The organism is Pseudomonas sp. MDT1-17 (genome assembly GCF_054898105.1).
On the sequence record NZ_JBUBVM010000001.1, the window covers coordinates 321,617 to 340,715 of the forward strand.

Consider the following 19,099-nt stretch of genomic DNA (forward strand, 5'->3'; position numbering starts at 1 on the left):
TTTAAGTCGGGCTCACTCGGCAGCCGGCTAGATCACTTTGCAACGAATCAACATCCTGCGGTTCACTGAAAATCAGCTCGATACGCGAGTCACGCCGCCATTCGCTGGGCTGCCAGTCCAGCACCGAGTTTTCCAGTGCATTCGCTGAAACCCAATCGTCGACGCTGTGGATAACCAGCTTCGCCCGCCGCCAGACAAGGCTTTCAAGCCACTGGCCAACGCGCGCCGCATCGAATGTCTGACTCGGATGCCACCGCCAGCCGACGCTCCAGCCGCCCTCCTGTTCCTGACTCAAGCAAATTGGCAGTGCGAGATCCGTCCAAATGGCCGGCATCTGTGCCAATCCTTTGGGCGCGATGAAGTTATCCACACCCGCCACAGCCTGAACCCAAAGCCCCGGTAATTCGCTCAACGGCAAGAGGGCTTGCTGTGTCCAATACAGAGGCCGAGAAGGCAGCTGCGCGGCGATTCGCTGGCGATCATGGACGTCGAGACCTTCCGCTTTGTTCAGCAACAACAAACCAGCGCTGCTCAACGCCTCCTGTTGCGCCTCGGGCAGTGGTTTGCCAGCGGCGAGTGCCTGGGCATCCAATACCAGCACACAAGGCTGAACTGCCAGCACGCCTTGCCACGGAGCCTCACTCAATTGCCTGAGCAACTGCGCCGGATGACCCAGCCCGGAAGGTTCGATGAATAACCGATCCGGGCGCGCCTTGCGCAGCAAACGCCCGAGACCGATCTGAAAAGGTGCACCGTTGACGCAACACAAACAGCCCCCGGCCACTTCACCCAGTGCGATACCATCGGCGTCCTGGGTCAGCAACGCAGCGTCGAGGCCGATCTGGCCGAACTCGTTGATCAGCACTGCCCAGCGCTCACCGACCGGCCGCTGCATCAGCAGATTCTTGATCAGGCTGGTCTTGCCGGCACCCAACGGGCCAGCAATGACGTGAGTGGGAATATTCTGCAACATGGTCGATGCTTTCTGAGGAGGTAGAGGATGCGGTTGATGGGCTTGTCGTTGCTCGTGGCGCTCACTTCAGGCGAAGTCCTGGCCCAGGCTTGCATGGTACATAGTACGGGTGCGCGACTCGACGTAAAGGTCTGCCAGCAGAACCGCAACATCCCGGAAAAGCTGTTCGCCGATGGTTTCTGCCAACCTAACCTTCCGGGACAGAAAGTCGAGGTGCAGTACGTCGATCAATGCCCCACCGGCGCATTCGGCGTGTGCAGCAACGCCCAAGTCGCCAATATGCCTTACCGGCAGGATATTCACTATTACGGCGTAGCCACGGATGCGGCGTATTTAAAGCCGTTTTGCGAAGCCCAGAGCCAGGGAACCTGGCTCAAGCCTTGAAGCGCTAGGCAAGCCAGTCGAGCGTCAGAATCAACCGCCGCTCACCGGACGCAAGCTGTGGCGAACGGTGGATTAGGCCGAAGCCTTCGTTGCCGTGCCATTTCTCCCCTTTGAGCAGCGCGACGTCGCCGCTGGCGATCTGCTCGATCAGCGGACCGTCCTGAGGCTCGGCCTCAGGCTTGCTCAATTGACGGCGATCCATCACGCCTTCTTTCAACCACTGGCTGCCAATCCCGGCATAGGTGGTAATCAACCGCACCGGCACATGATCGACGTGGAAACGCGGGCACATGGCCTTGTCCAGAACCCGCAGGCGCAGGCCGATACGCTTGGCGCCCAGCAAACAGGCGAAAGCACTGACCAGCCAGGAGACGTCGGCGACGAAACCCTCGTAACCTTCGAGGTCACTGAAACCTGAGGCCAATCCGTGAAGATTGGGTTCAGTGTCATCGCTGGGCAGGTCCAAAACCAGCGACTCGGCCAGCGGCTCGTTCAGGGACAGCAGCAAACTCCCGAAATCAAAGAGCTGTGCCGGCAGTTGGCGCTGCCAAACGGCGAGATTTACGCCGTCATCAAGTATTCGGGTTAGCGCTTGCGGCGTCTCACCTTGAACCTGATGAATGAACGGCCGCGCTGTCGGACGGGGTGCCAACATCAGGCTGCCGCCTCTTCACGCCACGGGCCAAATGGATCTGGCAGTAATCGCCAGCCCTCGACACCCAACGCCATTTCATCGTCGGTCAGCAGGCAATTGTCGAGTTCGGTGGTGAGTTGCGCGAAGTCGATGTTCTGACCGATGAACACCAGTTCCTGACGGCAATCGCCGGTGGCTGCGGTCCAGTTTTCCATGATCCCGGCTGTGCTTTCTTCGTCCTGCGGCCACTGAGGTTTCGGCACGAAACGCCACCAGCGTCCGGCGAAACCATGGCGCATCAAACCGCCGGCCTGTGACCAGCTACCGGCGTCCATGTGTTTGCTGGCCAGCCAGAAAAACCCTTTGGAGCGCAGCAGTTTGCCGTTCACCCACGGGCGATCGATAAAACTGAAAAAGCGCTGAGGGTGAAACGGTCGGCGTGCTCGGTAGGCCGTCGAAGCGATGCCGTATTCGTCGGTTTCGGGCACATGCTCGCCGCGCATTTCCTGTAACCAACCTGGCGCCTGAGCGGCCTTGTCGAAGTCGAAACGTCCGGTATTCAGAATCTTCTCCAAGGGAAGTTCGCCCATGACCATCGGAATGATTTCTGCCTGGGCATTGAGCCGCTCAAGGATCGCAATCAACTCCTGGCGTTCACTGCTGCTGATCAAGTCGATCTTGCTGATCAGAATCACGTCGGCGAATTCGATCTGCTCAATCAACAGGTCGGTAATCGAGCGTTCGTCCTCCTCGCCCAGCGTTTCGCCACGAGAGGCGAGGCTTTCGGCGGCCTGATAGTCGAGCAGGAAATTCATGCCATCAACGACCGTGACCATGGTGTCGAGTCGGGCGATATCCGCCAGGCTCTGCCCTTCTTCATCCCGGAAGGTGAAGGTTTCCGCTACGGGCAGCGGCTCGGAAATACCGGTGGATTCGATCAGCAAATAATCAAAGCGACCCTCTTTGGCGAGTTTGCTCACCTCTTCCAGCAAGTCTTCGCGCAAGGTGCAGCAGATGCAGCCATTGCTCATCTCCACAACTTTTTCTTGCGCACGATTCAGGGTGACATTGCGCTGGACGTCGCTGCCATCGATGTTGATTTCGCTCATATCATTGACGATCACGGCAACGCGCAGGTTGTCGCGATTGCGCAGCACGTAGTTGAGCAGCGTGCTTTTTCCAGCGCCGAGAAAGCCCGACAGAACGGTCACGGGGAGACGATTGGGCATCAGGTATTCCTCACAGGGATGCCCGGTCGCAATGTCGGGCTATAAAAAAGGCATGGTTGATTTCAATGTAATAACATAACATACAAAATCGACTCCCACGATGGACCTGCTTATGAATGCGCTGACTCTGCCGGACATTGCCGCGCAGGCCTCACGCCAAGCCCTGCCACTGGACTGGGTGGGCATGTGCGGCATTGCTCTTCCTGTTTTATTCGACGGCCAACGACTGAGTGCGAAAGTCGACGCGGGCGTTAACCTCGATGATGGCGAGGCGCGCGGGATTCATATGTCGCGGCTGTATTTGGCGCTGGAAGTGCTCGAGCAAGAAAACCTGACACCCGCCTTGTTGCGGCGAGTTTTGCAACGTTTTCTCGACACTCATGAAGGACTGTCGACCAGCGCGTATTTAAAAATTCACACCGATTTACTGCTCAAAAGACCGGCACTCATCAGTCCATTGGCCGGCTGGAAATCGTACCCAGTGAGCATCGAAGCTTGTTTGGAAAACACGATGTTCCACGTGGAACTAAAAATCGCCGTGCCTTATTCCTCGACCTGCCCGTGTTCCGCAGCGCTTTCCCGGCAGTTGATTCAGCAGCAATTCGTCGAAGACTTCGCCAATAAGCCGCTGCAACACGCCGATGTATTGACTTGGCTCGGCTCCACAAAAGGCATCATCGCAACGCCTCACAGCCAACGGAGCAATGCGAAATTGCGGCTTCGACTGGATGACTATCTGGATGACTTGCCGCTGATCGCAATCATCAACGACGCGGAAGCGGCCCTCGGTACCGCCGTACAAACCGCCGTAAAACGCGCCGACGAACAAGCCTTCGCCCTGGCAAACGGTCAGAACCTGATGTTCTGCGAAGACGCCGCACGACGTTTGAACCTGGCCCTGAAACGCTCCCCCGGCATCAACGCCTTCCACCTACGAGTCGTCCACGCCGAAAGCCTCCACGCACACGACGCGGTTGCCGAAAGCCGCTGGAATTGGGAGGCCACATGATTCATTGCCAAGCCTTGCAATGGGGCGCACCCGGTCAACCGCTCACGCCACCCGTAGATTTCGAATTGCCCAAGGGCAGCTTGACCGCTGTAATCGGTGCCAATGGCTCGGGTAAAAGCAGCCTGCTGAAAGTTATCGCGGGTTTACAAAAACCGCTGACCGGCAAAGTCGTACTGGATGTTCCACTCAAGGGCGGCCTCTCGTTCCTTCCACAGCAACAACACCTGGATCGCCAATTCCCCATCAGCTTGCAGGAGTTAGTGGCCGCCGGTTTCTGGCGCAGCACACAGTCTCCAGAGATTCGCAGCCAACGCCTCAAAGCCATTCTGGAAAACTGGTGCCTGACCGGACTCGAGCAGCGCCCATTGATGGCCTTGTCCGGCGGCGAACTACAGCGTGCCCTGCTCGCCCGTTTGAGCCTCGCGGATGCACCATTGCTATTGCTCGACGAACCCCATGCCGCCCTCGACGAACTCGGCCAGGCACTGCTCTGGAAACACATCCACGCCTGGCATGCCGAAGGCCGAACCCAGGTGATCGTGTGTCATGACCTGGCCGCCATTTGCCAACACATTCCTCAGACGTTGCTGATCAAAAGCACCGGCTGCGTCCTCGGGTCGAGCGTTGAGCTCATCCATCAACAACCACAAGCGCGGGTGGCCTGATGCTCGCTGCCGTTCATCTTTGGCAACCGTTCCACGAGTTCGTGTTCATGCGCAGGGCGCTGCTTGGTGGATTGGTCCTGGCGTGCAGTACGGCACCGCTCGGTGTGTTTCTGATCCTGCGACGCATGAGCCTGATCGGTGACGCGGTGGCGCACGGTATCTTGCCGGGGGCCGCATTGGGATTCTGGTTTGCAGGTTTGAGTCTCCCCGCACTGACCATCGGCGGGCTCGGCGCAGGCCTCAGCATGGCCGGACTCGCCGCCTGGATCACCCGTCGCACCGGCCTGCGGGAAGACGCGAGCCTCGCCGCGATCTACCCGATTTCACTGGCCAGTGGCGTACTGATCCTCGGCATCGCCGGCAAACGCCTGGACCTGTTGCACCTGTTGTTCGGCTCGGCGCTGGCGGTCGATGGACCGACGTTGATCGGCATGTTTTGGGTCTCCGGCTTCAGCCTGATTGCCATGGCATTCATCTACAAACCACTGTTACTGGACACCCTCGACCCACTCTTTCTACAAACCGTCAGCCGCCTCGGACCACTGGCCCACGGTGTGTTTCTGATGTTGGTGGTGCTGAACCTGGTAATCGGTTTCCAGGCCATTGGAGCGCTGATGGTGGTCGGCTTGATGATGTTGCCCGCCGCCGCTTCTCGCTTCTGGAGTCGTCGCTTGCCGACGTTAATGGCCATTGCCGCCCTGTTCGGCTGCCTCTCGGTGTGGCTCGGCTTATTGCTGTCGTTCTACTACTCACTGCCCAGCGGACCGGCGATCGTGCTGGTGGCCGGCGGTGTGTATCTGCTGTCCGTGGTGTTCGGACCGGTGCACGGTTTGCTGCGCCGCCCACCTTTGCTCACATCCCAATGAGGTGTTTCCCGATGCGCGCTTTACTCGTGCTGTTCAGTTTGATGCTGTCGATGTCGCTGTCTGCTGCGGAAAAACTTCAGGTAGTCACCAGTTTCAGCATCCTCGCGGACATGACCCATCAAGTCGGCGGCGAGCATATCCAGATCACCAACATGGTCGGCCCGGACGCCGATGCTCACACGTACGAGCCAACTCCAGACGACGCCAAGGCGTTGCTCAAAGCCAAGTTGATCATTAAAAACGGCCTGGGTTTCGAGCCATGGCTGGACCGTCTGGTGACGAGCACCGAAACCCAAGCGCCTGTGATCAACGCGACTCTTGGCGTCATTCCGCGCTCCTTGGATGAGGACGGCGAGACGGTGCCCGACCCACACGCCTGGCACAACCTGGCGAACGCTGAGCTGTACATCAGCAACATCACCAAGGCACTGATTGCCGCCGACCCGACCCACAAAGCTGACTACGAACGCAACAGTCAGGTCTACCTGAAACAGATCTACGCGCTGCTTGCCGAAGCCAAGGCAAAACTTGGCCCGCTACCACCGGGTAATCGCAAAATCGTCACGTCCCATGACGCCTTCGGATATCTCGGTCAGGCTTATGGCATCGACTTCATGGCGCCTCAAGGCCTGTCCACTGAACGCGAACCGTCCGCCGCCGAAGTCGCTGCTCTGATCACCCAGATACGCCAGGCCAAGGTCGAGGCGGTGTTCATGGAAAACATCAAAGATGCACGCTTGCTCAAGCAGATTGCCGATGAAAGCGGCGCGCACATCGGTGGCACGCTGTACTCCGATGCCCTCGCGGCTACCGGTCCGGCCAGCACTTTTGTCGGGTTGTTCGAGTACAACCTCAACACCCTGTATGACGCGTTGAGGCAGCCATGATCCGCAAGAACCCTTCGGGTGATTTGCCCGTGATAGCGGAATCCGCCTACGTGGATAAAACCGCAATCGTCTGCGGCAAAGTGGTGATCGGCGAAAACGTCTTCGTCGGCCCCTACGCGGTGATTCGGGCCGACGAGGTGGATGCCTCGGGCGAGATGGAGCCGATCACCATCGGCGCCAACTCGAACATCCAGGATGGCGTGGTGATCCATTCCAAGTCCGGAGCGGCAGTGACTATCGGCGAGTTCAGTTCGATCGCCCACCGCTCAATCGTTCATGGTCCGTGCAAGGTTGGCGACCGGGTGTTTATCGGGTTCAACAGCGTGCTGTTCAACTGCGCAGTCGGTGACGGCTGCGTGGTGCGACACAACTCGGTGGTCGACGGTCGCGATTTGCCTGAGGACTTCTATGTGCCCTCCACCACCCGCATCGGCCCGCAAACAGATCTATCGCAGTTCCCACCGGTGAGCGTCAGCGCCTCGGAGTTTTCCGAGGACGTAGCGCGTACCAACGTCGACCTGGTGCGCGGCTACAAAGCCCTGCAGAACGAGTTCTGACCATGAGCAGCGTGCTGATTCGCAATGCCCGGCTGGTGAATGAAGGTCGCGAGTTTGACGCTGATCTGTTGGTGAGCAACGGTCGAATCGTGAAGATCGCCAGCAGCATCCACGGTGAAAATGCCGACGTTGAAATCGATGCACAAGGGCAATGGCTGCTGCCCGGCATGATCGACGACCAAGTGCACTTCCGCGACCCTGGCTCGCCGGACAAGGGCAGCTTCTACACCGAATCCCGGGCTGCGGTTGCCGGCGGCATCACCAGCTTCATGGACATGCCCAACACAAATCCGGCGACCCTGACCCTCAGCGCACTGGCTGACAAAAAGCGGCGTGCGGCGATCAACTCTGTCGCCAATTACGCCTTTCATTTCGGCGTGAGCAATGACAATCTCGACACCGTCGCCAAGCTCAATCCCTGTGAAGTCGCTGGCGTCAAAGTGTTCATGGGCGCTTCGACCGGCAACATGCTGGTCGATGACCCAAGGATTCTCGAGCGGCTATTTGCCGAGGTGCCAACCATTCTGTTGGCCCACTGCGAACACACGCCCAGCATCGACGCCAATGCCGCGAACCTGCGTGACTTGTTCGGCGAACACATTCCAGCTGCGGCCCACCCGCTGAGCCGCAACGCCGAGGCCTGCTTTCGCTCCTCCTCAATGGCCGTGGACCTGGCCAGGCGTCACGGCACCCGACTGCATGTTCTGCACCTGACCACCGCCCGCGAACTGGCGCTGTTCGAAGACAAGCCGCTGGACCAGAAACGCATCACCGCCGAAGTCTGCCTGCATCACCTGCTGTTCGATGATCGGGATTACCCGAGCCTCGGCAATCTGATCAAGTGCAACCCTGCGATCAAAACCCAGGCCGACCGCTATGCCTTGCGCGAAGCATTGCTAAGCAATCGACTCGACGTGATCGGCAGTGATCACGCGCCACACACCTGGGCCGAAAAACAGCGGCCGTACAACCAGGCGCCTGCCGGCTTGCCGTTGGTGCAACACGCCCTGCCCGCGCTGCTGGAATTGGTCGCGGATGAAATTCTGCCGATCACCACGCTCGTGGCCAAGACCAGTCATCGCGTCGCCGATCTGTTCGCCATTCCCGACCGCGGTTATCTGCGCGAAGGCTATTGGGCCGACCTCGTTCTGATCAAAGCCGAACCCGGCGGTGTCGCCGTTTCCCAGCAGCCGATCCTGTCGCGGCTGGACACCTTTCGCCCGACAGCGTTTTCGCCACAGCGTCAGTACCACGATTGTGTCGGGGCAAATTGCCTGGTACGACAAACGTCTTAATGACAACTGTCAGGGTTTTCCTCTACGGTTTATGCGCTAGCACTCGAGAGCACCGACATGATTCACATCACCCTGAGCGATGGTTCATTGCGCGAATACGACCAGCCACTGTCGGTGTACGAGCTCGCCGCGAGTATCGGACCGGGGCTGGCGAAAGCGGCAGTCGCGGGTCGGGTGGATGGCATGCTGGTGGACTGTGAGTTCATGATCGAGGCCGATGCCCGTGTCAGCATCGTCACGCCTCAAGAGCCCGATGGGCTGGAGATTCTGCGACGCTCCTGTGCACTGATGCTCGCCATGGCCGTCAAACAACTCTATCCACAAGTGCAGTTGCACGCAGGCATGGCGCTGGGGGACGGGTTCTTTTATGAGTTTTCTGCCGAGCGATCTTTAACGCAGACAGACTTGCCACTGATCGAAGCGCGCATGCAGGCTCTGGCGGCGACCAATCATTCGATTCGCCGTCAAGGAAAGACGCAGCTGTATCGCCTGGGGAACTTCGAATCGACGACAGTGGGCCCGCATGTCCCCGCCACCAGAGTGCTGCAAGCGTTCACCATCGACCACATCAGTGGGACGTTGCAGCAGCGGATTTATGGTACGTGCTGGCCCTGCCAACAGGAGCTGGAAAACTGGCGGACGCCGCCACACGTCATCATCGTCAGCATGGACGAACGTCAGGCGGACTACGCGCAATCGGTGACCGAGGCATTGCGCCGAAGTGGCGTGCGCGCCCGCGCGGATTTGCGTCACGAGAAAGTCCGCCACAAGATTCGCGAGCACAGTCAGCATGTGCCGTATCTGGTGGTGATCGGGGAGAAAGAAAAGGACGGCGGGTTTGTCAGCGTGCGAAGTCGCACAGGAGAGGATTTCGGCAGGATGGCGATCGAAGCCATGTGTGAATGGTTGAGTCAAACCCGCTCCTACACAATCCTGTAGGAGCGGGCGGTGCGGCGATCCGATTTGCCCGCAAAGCTTTTAGGCTCTCGGCTTAACCGTCCCGCAATCCTGCCCCAACCACACGGCGCGGCTATCGAGGCTGCCCTTCTGCTGAATGCCGGTGGCGTTGAACGTGCCATTTACCTTGGTGGTGAACTCACGATCACTGAGGAAAGTGGCGACACCGGTGCCCTGCGCTTTCGGACAGCTGAAGCGGAATTTCCACTGATTCCCGGTGCGGTCGGTGATTTCCTGCTTGCAGCCCGACTGTGGATCGGTCAGCGGAATATTGTCTGTCTTCACCTGCTCCGGAGTCAGACAAGCCCGAATCCCTTTGCCGCCCATGGTGATGCCCTGCTTTTCGAGCTGCGCGCGCTGTTCAGGGGTCATCTGGCTCTGTATCTGGCCAAGGATCAGCTGCAAATCCGGGAGATTCTGGTCATCGACCTTCATGTTGCTTGTGGTCATTTCCCACAAGCCGGGCTGCAGCATCTGCGCCTGAGCGACCACAGGAAGTGACAAACCAACAGCCATGGCCAAACCCAGAAGACGAACGTTCATCGAGTAACTCCTGATCAGTAGTGGCCGTTAGACGTCAGCCAGTGGCTTCGGTTCATGGGCCAATTAAATAGCGACATTCTGCACGGAACATGGTCTGTTAAGCATTGAATCTTCAGGAGCAAGGCTGCCCCCATGGATTACTTTGGACCGCATATTTTCGGCTACACGATTGCACTACTTCACACGCTGGGCCTGATCGCTGCCATCCACGCCGTGCTCACTGTCCGCACCGCCCAAGGAGCAATCGCCTGGGCCCTGTCGTTGCTGTTTATTCCCTACCTCACGCTCATCCCGTATCTGGTCTTCGGCCGCAGCACCTTCGATGGCTACATCAACGCTCGGCGCCAGGCCAACGAAGAGATGCGCAAGGCCATCTCCGAGCTCAACTGGCGCCCTTGGGTAGAAGAGGCGCTGACCGCTCGCGCCTCGAATGCTTACGCGTCATTGAGGGCGATGCCGAAACTTGGGCGCATGCCCTGCTTGGCGAACAACGAAGTGCGCTTGCTGATTAACGGCCAGGCCACCTTCGACGCCATTTTTGAAGCCATCAGCAACGCGAGGGAAGCGGTGCTGATTCAGTTTTTCATCATCCACGACGATCGTCTCGGCCAACACCTGCAAACCTTGCTGCTGAAGAAAGCCGCCGAAGGTGTGGCGGTTTATTTATTGTATGACCGCATCGGCAGCCACTCTCTGCCTCACAGTTACGTGCAGCCGTTACGCGATGCCGGCGTCGAGGTCAAAGCCTTTGCGACCCGTAGCGGCTGGCTCAACCGCTTCCAGGTCAACTTCCGCAATCACCGCAAGATTGTAGTGGTTGATGGAATACTGGGCTTCGTCGGTGGACACAACGTCGGCGACGAATACATGGGCGAGAAACCACCCCTGGCGCCGTGGCGCGATACCCATGTGCAAGTACGGGGCCCGGTGGTGGCCTGCATGCAAGAGTCTTTCGCCGAAGACTGGTTCTGGGCAGCGCGGTCGTTACCACCGCTGATCCTGCCGGACGTTTATCCGGACGACGGTGTGCTCTGCCAATTACTTGCGAGCGGCCCGGCAGATTCCTACGAAACCTGCTCGTTATTCTTCGTCGAAGCCATCCATGCGGCGACCAAACGGGTGTGGATCACCAGCCCTTATTTCATCCCCGACGAAGCCGTGTTCGCTGCGTTAAGGCTGGCGGCTATGCGTGGCGTAGATGTGCGGCTGCTGCTGCCCTCACGACCGGACCACCGGATCGTCTACGCCGCCTCCAGCCTTTATGCCTTCGAGGCCGTGCGCGCAGGCGTGCGGGTGTTCCGCTACGAGCCTGGTTTCCTGCATCAGAAAGTGGTGTTGATCGACAGCGAAATCAGCGCCATTGGCAGTGCCAATCTGGACAACCGCTCGTTCCGGCTGAATTTTGAAGTGATGTTGTTGACGGTCGACAGCGCGTTTGCCGCCGAAGTAGAACAGATGCTCAATGATGACTTCGCCCAAGCCCATGAGATCGCCAAAGAAGAAAGCCGGGAGACCCACCGCCTGCAACAGGTCGGCATGCGGATCGCCCGGCTTATTTCACCGATACTTTAATTTAAGGGTTATAGATATCGTCGCGAGTCCATGGCAGCTCATGGCTGCCATCGGGGTGGGCTTTCACCGCGAGTATCTGGTGCAGATTGATCCAGCCCTTGGCGAACGCGTAAGCACATCCCGCCAGGTACAGCCGCCAGATCCGTAAGGCCTGCTCTGGCACCAGCCGGGAAGCAGCTTCCAGATTGTCCTCCAGGCGTTCGCTCCAGTGGTCCAGGGTACGCGCGTAGTGCAGACGCAGACTCTCGACGTCGACGATCTCCAGCCCTGCTTCGCTGATCTCGGCAGAGATCATCGACAGATGCGGCAGCTCGCCATTGGGGAACACATACTTCTCGATGAATTCACCGACACCGCGCCCCACCGGACGACCATCGATGTGCTTGGCGGTGATCCCGTGGTTCATCACCAGGCCGCCCTCTTTCACCGCACCGAACAAGGTTTTGCAGTACTCGGCCAGATTGGCGTGGCCAACGTGTTCGAACATGCCGACACTGACCACTTTGTCGAAGCGACCGTCCTGAGGCAGGTCGCGGTAGTCGAGCAGTTGCAGTTCGACCAGATCGTCCAGGCCTTCGGCCGTCACGCGTTCACGGGCAAGTTCCAATTGCTCTTTACTGAGTGTGATCCCGAACACCTTCGCGCCAAACTCCCGGGCGGCATACCGTGCCAGCCCGCCCCAACCGCAACCGACATCCAGCAGGTATTCGCCAGGTTGCAGCCGCAGTTTGCGGCACAGGTGACGGAATTTGGCTTGTTGAGCTTGCTCCAGCGTTTCGCTGCCGGTCTCGAAATAGGCGCAGGAATACGCCATGTCGCTGTCGAGCCACAGCTGATAAAACGCGTTGGAAAGGTCGTAGTGGTAGGAAATCGCCTTGGCGTCGGTCTCCTTGTCGTGAGCAGTGCGCACTGGCTGACTATCCTGGTCTCCAAGCAACGCCTGACTCCATTCATCACAGACGCGAATCACCTCGCTGATGGAACCTTCCAGCTCAAGTTTGCCTTCGACAAACGCCGTTCCGAGCGCGTCCAGGCTTGGATGAGTGAACTGGGTAACCATTTGTGGGTCCTTGACCACAATGGTGACGCTGGGCGTCGGCCCCAGGTTGAATTCATGGCCGTCCCAGAGTCGCAGGCGTAACGGTAACTGCAGATTCTGTAAGGCCGGTGGAAGATGCGCGAGCATGGAGGATCCCCCTTGTTTCAGACGTCTGATGTGAGGGTAGACCATCCTTGAAAAATAGCTGGCTATCGATTTAATAGCCCTTTTTCTATGATTCGTAGCGTTCGAACCAACCGCCGCGAATTCACAGAAGTGATTGCCCTCACCTAGATGACTACGGATTCGGCGTACAGTTCTGAAAATTCGAATTCGCCCGTGATCCCGCTGTTTAGAGCTTCACCAGCCGAACTCAATCCCCATCCTTAAGCTTGAGCAAGGGCTCCTGAAATCGCAGTAAACGCCCGGCGTTACCCAACACCAGCAACGTGCTGAGGTTGTGCAGCAACGCAGCAATCATCGCTCCCGCAGCGCCGAGCCAGCCGAAGGCGGCGAACGCAACAATCGCCAGCGTCCAACCCAGACCGATGATCACGTTAACCTGCAACGTCTGCCGACATTGGCGACTCAAACGCACACACGTGCCGAGCCGACGCAGATCGCTGCCGATCAACACGATGTCGGCCGAGGCCAGCGCGATGTCCGCCCCGCCCGCGCCCATGGCGACGCCGACCACTCCGGCTTTGAGCGCCAATGAATCGTTAATGCCATCGCCCACCACCATCGGCCGGAAACCGTTGCCGATTTCCTTCAGCACACGATTGAGTTTGTCCTCGGGCAAGGCCTGAGCTTCAACATCGCTGATCCCGACATCGCGAGCCAGCGTGTGTGCCACGCTTTGCCGATCACCCGTGAGCAACAACTGCCTCCCCAACCCCAGTTCACGCAGCTCGCTTAACGCAAATCGAGCCTCGGGTTTGACGCTGTCGGCCAGCAACAGCCAGGCGAGGAATTCACCGTTGAGCGCCAGCCCGGCAATCGGGCCATCGTGGTCGGGGACGCTTGAAGTGGTGATACCCAATTGCGCGAACAGCTCCGGACGACCAAGCGCCGCCTCGCCCTGCTCGGTCATCGCCACCACGCCAAGTCCCTGACGCTCGTGAATGTCAGAGAGCAGCAGAAAATGCTCCTGAGTGACCAACCCGGCGAGCGCGCGGCTGACCGGGTGACTGCTGGCGGAGCCGAGGCTGGCGGCAAGTTTGAGAACGTGACCGCGATCCTCGAGCGGACTGTCGATGGATTGCAAACGCAAGGTGCCGAAGGTCAGGGTACCGGTCTTGTCGACCACCAGTGAAGTCAGGTCTGCCAACTCTTCGAGGAACGCGGAGCTGCGAATCAGAATCCCGTGACGAGCGGCCACCGCCACGCCGGCAATCGCCGTGGCCGGCGCGGACAACACCAATGCACAAGGACAGGCCGCCACCAACACCGCGAGCATGGCCTGAGCATCGTTAGTGACGAACCAGGTCACGGCGGCCAGCAGCAACACCAGCACCATGTAGCTGCCAGCGTAGCGTTCCAGCAGACGCGTGATCGGTGGTTTGGAGCGCTCTGCACTTTGCATCAGCGCGATGACTTTGCCGAGGGTCGACTCATTGCCGGTGCGGGTCACTTCGATGCGCAGCAGACCGTCGAGGTTGATCGCGCCGCCGAAGACTTGCATACCGACGTCTGCTTCCATCGGCACCGATTCGCCGGTAATCGAAGCAGTGTCCAGACTTGCTTGACCGGACAACACCCGACCATCCGCCGGCACCCGATCGCCCGCGCGCACCTCGACGAGGTCGCCGGCCTTGAGTGTGCCGTTATCGACTTCGACGATGGCGCCATCGGCCTGAACCTTGCGCGCGTGGCTGCGAGTCAGTTTGCCGAGGGCGCGAATCGCCTCCTGGGAGCCGATCACGCTGCGCTCTTCCAACACGTGGCCGAAGATCATGATGATCGGCAGCAACGCCGCGGTCAGCAGATCACCCGTGGCCCACGCCCCCAGCATGGCCAGGGCGATCAATTGATCAGTGATCCCGTGCAGGCTCGGATAACGCAGGCTGTACCAGGCTGAACGCATCACCGGCACGGCCACCAATAACGAAGCAAAGCCCAGCAGCAACTGACTCACGCCAGTCTGCTCCGGCGACACCCAGCGCCAGGTCAAACCAAGCGCAAGCAGACCAAGAGCGAGCATGGCCAGGGTCAATTGCCGCGCAGCACTGCGTTGTTCAGCCGAGGACAACATGCTCGGCGTGGCGGCGGTTTGGGTAGTCATTGTGCAGCTCCCTGAATGATCAGGCGGGAATCGTCTTTCGGATTGACCGTGGTCACCGAACCGGCCTGTCCGAGAATCTTCGGCACCCGCTCGCGGTAGATACGCAGCAGCATTTGCGGGTCGGTGCCCTGTTGCTGCGCCTTGGCCAGGCTCAACACGGTGGCCGTGTCGGTCGAGGCTTTGGCCAGCCGTTCACTCGCTTGGGCATGGGCAACTTGCAGCGTGCGATCGGCTTGTTCGTTGGCGGTCTGAGTCAGTTTCTCGGCTTCAGTGCGAGCGTTGGCCACGACTTTGTCGGCTTGCTGGCTGGCGGTCAGAACAGCGTTGAAGGCGTTTACCGCTGGGCCGGGAAGACTCGACTGCACGTCTACCCGCGCCACTTCTATGCCTATCCCCTGCCCGGTCGCGGTCAGTTCCGCAAGGCGCTGATTGATGCCTTGCACCAGATCACCGCGCAGACGTTCGCGTCTTTCCGCAGCCTGTTTATCCGCGCCGACGAGTTCCGGTCGCGCCACTAAAATGGTGTCCAGATCTCGCGCGGCAGTGAGGGCCACCGCGCTGCGAGTGACCAATCGATCCAACGCCTGCAGCACATGTTCACCTTGAAGGACGAAGGCATACGGCTCGGTGACTTTGTAGAACACCCGCACATCCAGTTGCACCACACCCGCGTCACCGGTGAGCAAGTAACCGGAGCCGGCAAGTGCATCACTGATCGGTCTGGCGAAACTCGCCACTCGGTCGGCCTGCAACGCGGCATCGGTGCGCAGCAGGTTTTCCACCCGACGCTCAATCACCCGATCTGCTGCGGGCAACAAAATCACCTGCTCAAACGGACGGGGCCAGGCCAATAAAAGGCCAGCATTCTGAATTCGATCCAACGCGCCGAAGTGCAAAACCACAGCGCGATTTTGCGGGTCGATCTGCCGCACATTGGAAAACGCCCACGCCAAAGCGGCGAGCACTGTAACAGCGTAAAGCGCCAAAAAAGCCAATCGCCCCGCCTGAATCCAGGGACTGCTTAACTCATTTGTTCCACGTGGAACTAATTTCATGGCTGCGACCCGGACTTGTTATCGACGGTCGGCGGACCGTCAACCAACACCCGGAACGGCGCAGCATCGGTGCGCAGAATCAATTTTGTGTCGGGTGTGACGATCGTGCCTAGCGTGTCGAGGGAGCGCAGCAGGTTGTAGAGCTGCGGCGAACCGGCGTAGGCGCGGCCGTAAATTTGCGCGGCTTCGACGCGCGATTGTGCTTCGATGTCCGCCGCTTTTACCGTGGCATCGGCCTGCACGATTCGCGCGTCACGCTCGGCAGCGGAACGGATTTGCGCCGCTTCTCGCTTGCCGATAGCCGTGCGTTCGGTGGCGATTGTTTCACGCTCGGCGCGCATGCGATCGACCGTAGCGGTGAGGGTTACCGACGGCAAGGTCAGACGCTCGATGCCAACTTGCAGCACTCGCACACCGTAAGTCGTAAGCAACTGCTGATCGATTTGCTGACGCAGTTGCGCTTCAAAATCAGCGATGTGAACTTGATTGGCATCAGTGTTCACCAGGTTAGCCAGATCAAAGCTGCTGGCCGTGGTTTCCAGAGCAGAGCCAACAAACGTGCGAATCTGTCGCGCCGCTTCGTCTGGCTGATTCTGTACGGCACGCATGAAGCGTTGCACGTTGTCCGGATCGCCCTGAACCTGCCAGGCCACGTAAGCCTGAACGATGATGCGCAAACCATCGCGCGTACCCACGTCCTGCAAACCGCTGGACGTGGTGCGCAGACGCATATCGACAGGAATCGCCGCTTCAAAAGGAGCAGGCCAACGCCAGCCAAGACCCGGCTCCAGCAATACCCGCGAAGGATTACCGAAACGCGTGATCACCGTGGCCTCCCCCGAACGCACTTGCACCAGGCTTGCCGCCGCGATGGCGAACGCCACCAGCAACGCCGCCCAGCCCATTCGCCGCCACGGGAACGGACCCGCTTCTTGTGGATCACCGTGGTGGTGATGGTGATGGCCGTGGTGATGCCCACCATGGCCGTGATCGTGGCCGGTGTGGTCATCGTGATCGTGAGTGTGCGACTGGCTCAATTGGCAGCTCCTGGCTGAGCGGTCTTACGCGGCGGCGCGGGGTCAGCCGGCAGCGTGAATGTACGGAGGTCGATGGTCGGCGCGTTACTGCTGCCGCCCAGACGATGATCGAGCACCAGCAACCTGGCATTGGCCAAGCCCTGAGAGAGTTGGCTCAAGTACTGTTCCAGCACGAAGGCCTGGCCGGCGCTGGCGTAGGCCTTTTGCTCGGCGCCGAATCTCAAGTCAGCTGCTTGGGCGGTGGCGTTGATTTCACGAGCGCTGGCCGTCGCTTGATCACGAGCGATGCTGGCCTGCAGTTGCGCCTGATTGGTGGCCTCCGCCGCCGCACCGCGCTCGCGGGAAATCAATGCCTGGGCGCCAATCTGCGCAGCCTGCACACCGTGATAGGCATTGGCGGCACCGGCCGGCGGATGAATCGCCTCGACCACCGTGGCGAGAATTTCCACGCCGCTGTCGAGTTTCTGCAAGTCAGCCTGCACCGCCCGGCCAATCTCTTCGGCGAGCCCTACCCTGTCCTCGCCAAGCAACCCGTCGAGGGTTCGCGAAGCGAAGTCATGAACCAGAATCCGGCTGGCGGTGCTACGGATCAGCGTCGGGACGTCAGCGCTGTTGTAGGTCGCGGCCAACGCCGCTTGATCGCTCAGGCCGATGCGATAGACGAAGCGCACGTCCATGTTGACGATCTGGAAGCTCTGCTTGTCGGCGCGGCTGCTGGCAATGACTTGGGATTTGTCGTTCACATGGCTGGCGTCCCACAAGCGATTGGCAATGGCGGGCGCCGGGCCTTCGGCGGGTTCGGCCACGACCGGCGCCGGTGTTTCGCCAACACTGGTAGCCAACTCGTGGACCACACCGTTCTCGACGCTCAACACTCGGCCCAGAGGCCAAGGCAAACCGGCGTGCAAACCGGGACCGAATACCTCCACCGGTTTGCCGAAACGCTCGTAGATGCCTCGCCCTTGCAGCGGTATTTCGTGAATGCCGGTCAGCGACCAACCCACAATCGAGACCACGGCCAGCACCGGTAGAAATGCCCGCCGCATGTAGGTGAAGGCCCAGATCTGCCGCAGGTCGATGCCGAAGCGGTTGTGCAATTCGTGCTGCAGCGCCAGCAAAGGTTGCGGCGGCCAGCGCAGCATGTCGGCGACGAAGCTTCGCGCCAGCAAGGCAGGCTCGAGTTGTTCGCGTTGCGGACTGAACAACGAGAGCATGGCGCGCAACAGTAGTTCGACGGCGACGAGCCCCGGCAGCAGGCCGATCAGTACCGCCAGACGCGCCGGCCATACCGAAGTTTCGCTACCCAACAGCAGGCACAAAGCGCCAAGCACCAGGCACCAGGCAGATGATTGCCACCCGAGTAAGCTGCGCCAACGGCCCCGCTTCGGGCCATTGGGCGATGTTTTCCTGGGCCAGTTGCCGCTCCAGGACCAGCAAACCGAAGGCCAGCAACAACGATAGCGCCGCACCGACACTGGCCGACAATCCCAGTGGGGTCGGCGGCAGTGCCAGGTTCCAGACCTGTCCGATGGTGAATAGCGTCAACAGCGACCAGCCACCAAGCCACAGTGTCGGCGGGCCAATCTGCACCAGCATTCGCAACCATCGTTGACTGATCCGATCCAACAGCCGTTCGTACCAGCCCTCCGGGACAACAACTTCGTCAACGACGATGACCTGCGCAACCGGGTTCATCGCCCGCGCACGCCACTGCGTCACCCACCAAGCCGATTGCAAACCAGCGACCAGCACCAGCAAACCGGCGCTCTGATTGACCAGCAACGCCGGCCAGAGCGACTGCGGTGCAAACAGCCCGACAAAAAACGCCAGCAGCCAACCTGTCGCCGCAAGCGCGCCCAGACCGATTGCGAACTGACGCAAGCGCCGCCCTTGAAAAACCGCCTGCTGAAAACGCGGCAGCCCGGCTACTTGCGTCCCATCGACATCGAGATCGACTTGCATACCACCCCAGTGTTTATCGTTGCTCACATCACAATTCGTTACGATATAACGAAAGGCGTGAAATTTCCGTTCTTAAATGCACTATCTGAAGGCGCTCAACCTGTCGCTCGGCTGAAGCCTTGACCGAAATGCTGCGGGACGTACATATTAC

16 protein-coding genes and 2 pseudogenes are annotated in these 19,099 nt (G+C 59.6%); 9 read left to right on the forward strand and 9 right to left on the reverse strand.

The features are described from left to right. Nucleotide 1 precedes the first annotated feature (1 nt). Nucleotides 2-973, reverse strand: a complete 972-nt coding sequence (locus ACYZTX_RS01335; protein WP_462032630.1) for a CobW family GTP-binding protein — start codon at nucleotides 971-973, stop codon at nucleotides 2-4. Nucleotides 974-1,000: 27 nt separating this feature from the next. Here ACYZTX_RS01335 and ACYZTX_RS01340 point away from each other — a divergent pair, with 27 nt between their 5' ends. Continuing rightward, entirely contained in the window at nucleotides 1,001-1,357 is a 357-nt protein-coding gene (locus ACYZTX_RS01340) for an NADH:ubiquinone oxidoreductase (protein WP_462032631.1), read from the forward strand. 4 nt (nucleotides 1,358-1,361) lie between these two features. On the opposite strand, the gene ACYZTX_RS01345 is transcribed toward ACYZTX_RS01340, so the two are convergent. Further along, a complete protein-coding gene (locus ACYZTX_RS01345) occupies nucleotides 1,362-2,012 on the reverse strand; it encodes a DUF1826 domain-containing protein (protein ID WP_462032632.1) in 651 nt (216 codons plus the stop codon). Continuing rightward, nucleotides 2,012-3,220, reverse strand: coding sequence for a zinc metallochaperone GTPase ZigA (gene zigA, locus ACYZTX_RS01350; protein WP_462032633.1), 1,209 nt, complete (start codon nucleotides 3,218-3,220; stop codon nucleotides 2,012-2,014). The genes ACYZTX_RS01345 and zigA overlap by 1 nt, the downstream gene beginning before the upstream one ends. A 112-nt stretch (nucleotides 3,221-3,332) precedes the next feature. Here zigA and folE2 point away from each other — a divergent pair, with 112 nt between their 5' ends. The 7 genes and pseudogenes from folE2 (at nucleotide 3,333) to ACYZTX_RS01385 (ending at nucleotide 9,438) form a co-directional block, all read left to right on the forward strand. Further along, on the forward strand, nucleotides 3,333-4,229 hold the full coding sequence (gene folE2, locus ACYZTX_RS01355; protein WP_462032634.1) for a GTP cyclohydrolase FolE2: 897 nt from the start codon (nucleotides 3,333-3,335) through the stop codon (nucleotides 4,227-4,229). Continuing rightward, complete coding sequence (locus ACYZTX_RS01360; RefSeq protein ID WP_462032635.1) at nucleotides 4,226-4,894, forward strand: metal ABC transporter ATP-binding protein; 669 nt, start codon at nucleotides 4,226-4,228, stop codon at nucleotides 4,892-4,894. Before folE2 ends, ACYZTX_RS01360 begins: the two co-directional genes overlap by 4 nt. Beyond that, nucleotides 4,894-5,760, forward strand: a complete 867-nt coding sequence (locus ACYZTX_RS01365) for a metal ABC transporter permease (RefSeq protein WP_462032636.1) — start codon at nucleotides 4,894-4,896, stop codon at nucleotides 5,758-5,760. The genes ACYZTX_RS01360 and ACYZTX_RS01365 overlap by 1 nt, the downstream gene beginning before the upstream one ends. Before the next feature lie 11 nt (nucleotides 5,761-5,771). Then, nucleotides 5,772-6,647: a metal ABC transporter substrate-binding protein gene (locus ACYZTX_RS01370; protein ID WP_462032637.1), complete on the forward strand. Its 876-nt coding sequence runs from the start codon at nucleotides 5,772-5,774 to the stop codon at nucleotides 6,645-6,647. Continuing rightward, a complete protein-coding gene (locus ACYZTX_RS01375; RefSeq protein ID WP_462032638.1) occupies nucleotides 6,644-7,204 on the forward strand; it encodes a gamma carbonic anhydrase family protein in 561 nt (186 codons plus the stop codon). The genes ACYZTX_RS01370 and ACYZTX_RS01375 overlap by 4 nt, the downstream gene beginning before the upstream one ends. 2 nt (nucleotides 7,205-7,206) lie before the next feature. After that, nucleotides 7,207-8,539: pseudogene (locus ACYZTX_RS01380) on the forward strand (dihydroorotase). A 17-nt stretch (nucleotides 8,540-8,556) separates the two neighbouring features. Further along, the gene (locus ACYZTX_RS01385) at nucleotides 8,557-9,438 is read left to right on the forward strand and encodes a His/Gly/Thr/Pro-type tRNA ligase C-terminal domain-containing protein (RefSeq protein WP_462032639.1); all 882 of its coding nucleotides are present in this window, start codon (nucleotides 8,557-8,559) and stop codon (nucleotides 9,436-9,438) included. Between the two features lie 39 nt (nucleotides 9,439-9,477). On the opposite strand, the gene ACYZTX_RS01390 is transcribed toward ACYZTX_RS01385, so the two are convergent. After that, nucleotides 9,478-9,999 carry a DUF3617 domain-containing protein gene (locus tag ACYZTX_RS01390; protein WP_462032640.1) on the reverse strand — a complete coding sequence of 174 codons (522 nt, stop codon included), beginning with the start codon at nucleotides 9,997-9,999 and terminating at the stop codon, nucleotides 9,478-9,480. 132 nt (nucleotides 10,000-10,131) lie between these two features. On the opposite strand from ACYZTX_RS01390, the gene cls reads away from it, so the two are divergent. Beyond that, nucleotides 10,132-11,571, forward strand: a complete 1,440-nt coding sequence (gene cls, locus ACYZTX_RS01395) for a cardiolipin synthase (RefSeq protein WP_462032641.1) — start codon at nucleotides 10,132-10,134, stop codon at nucleotides 11,569-11,571. 1 nt (nucleotide 11,572) lies between these two features. On the opposite strand, the gene cfaB is transcribed toward cls, so the two are convergent. The 5 genes and pseudogenes from cfaB to hflK (ACYZTX_RS01420) all read right to left on the reverse strand — a co-directional run bounded on the left by cfaB (nucleotide 11,573) and on the right by hflK (ACYZTX_RS01420) (nucleotide 18,948). Then, a complete protein-coding gene (gene cfaB, locus ACYZTX_RS01400; protein WP_462032642.1) occupies nucleotides 11,573-12,757 on the reverse strand; it encodes a C17 cyclopropane fatty acid synthase CfaB in 1,185 nt (394 codons plus the stop codon). 226 nt (nucleotides 12,758-12,983) lie between these two features. Further along, nucleotides 12,984-14,894, reverse strand: coding sequence for a heavy metal translocating P-type ATPase (locus ACYZTX_RS01405; protein ID WP_462032643.1), 1,911 nt, complete (start codon nucleotides 14,892-14,894; stop codon nucleotides 12,984-12,986). After that, nucleotides 14,891-15,949 carry a protease modulator HflK gene (gene hflK / locus ACYZTX_RS01410; protein WP_462032644.1) on the reverse strand — a complete coding sequence of 353 codons (1,059 nt, stop codon included), beginning with the start codon at nucleotides 15,947-15,949 and terminating at the stop codon, nucleotides 14,891-14,893. The genes ACYZTX_RS01405 and hflK (ACYZTX_RS01410) overlap by 4 nt, the downstream gene beginning before the upstream one ends. Further along, nucleotides 15,946-16,986 carry a protease modulator HflC gene (gene hflC / locus ACYZTX_RS01415; protein WP_462032645.1) on the reverse strand — a complete coding sequence of 347 codons (1,041 nt, stop codon included), beginning with the start codon at nucleotides 16,984-16,986 and terminating at the stop codon, nucleotides 15,946-15,948. Before hflC ends, hflK (ACYZTX_RS01410) begins: the two co-directional genes overlap by 4 nt. After that, nucleotides 16,983-18,948, reverse strand: a pseudogene (gene hflK / locus ACYZTX_RS01420) (protease modulator HflK). Before hflK (ACYZTX_RS01420) ends, hflC begins: the two are co-directional and overlap by 4 nt. Nucleotides 18,949-19,099: the final 151 nt, after the last annotated feature.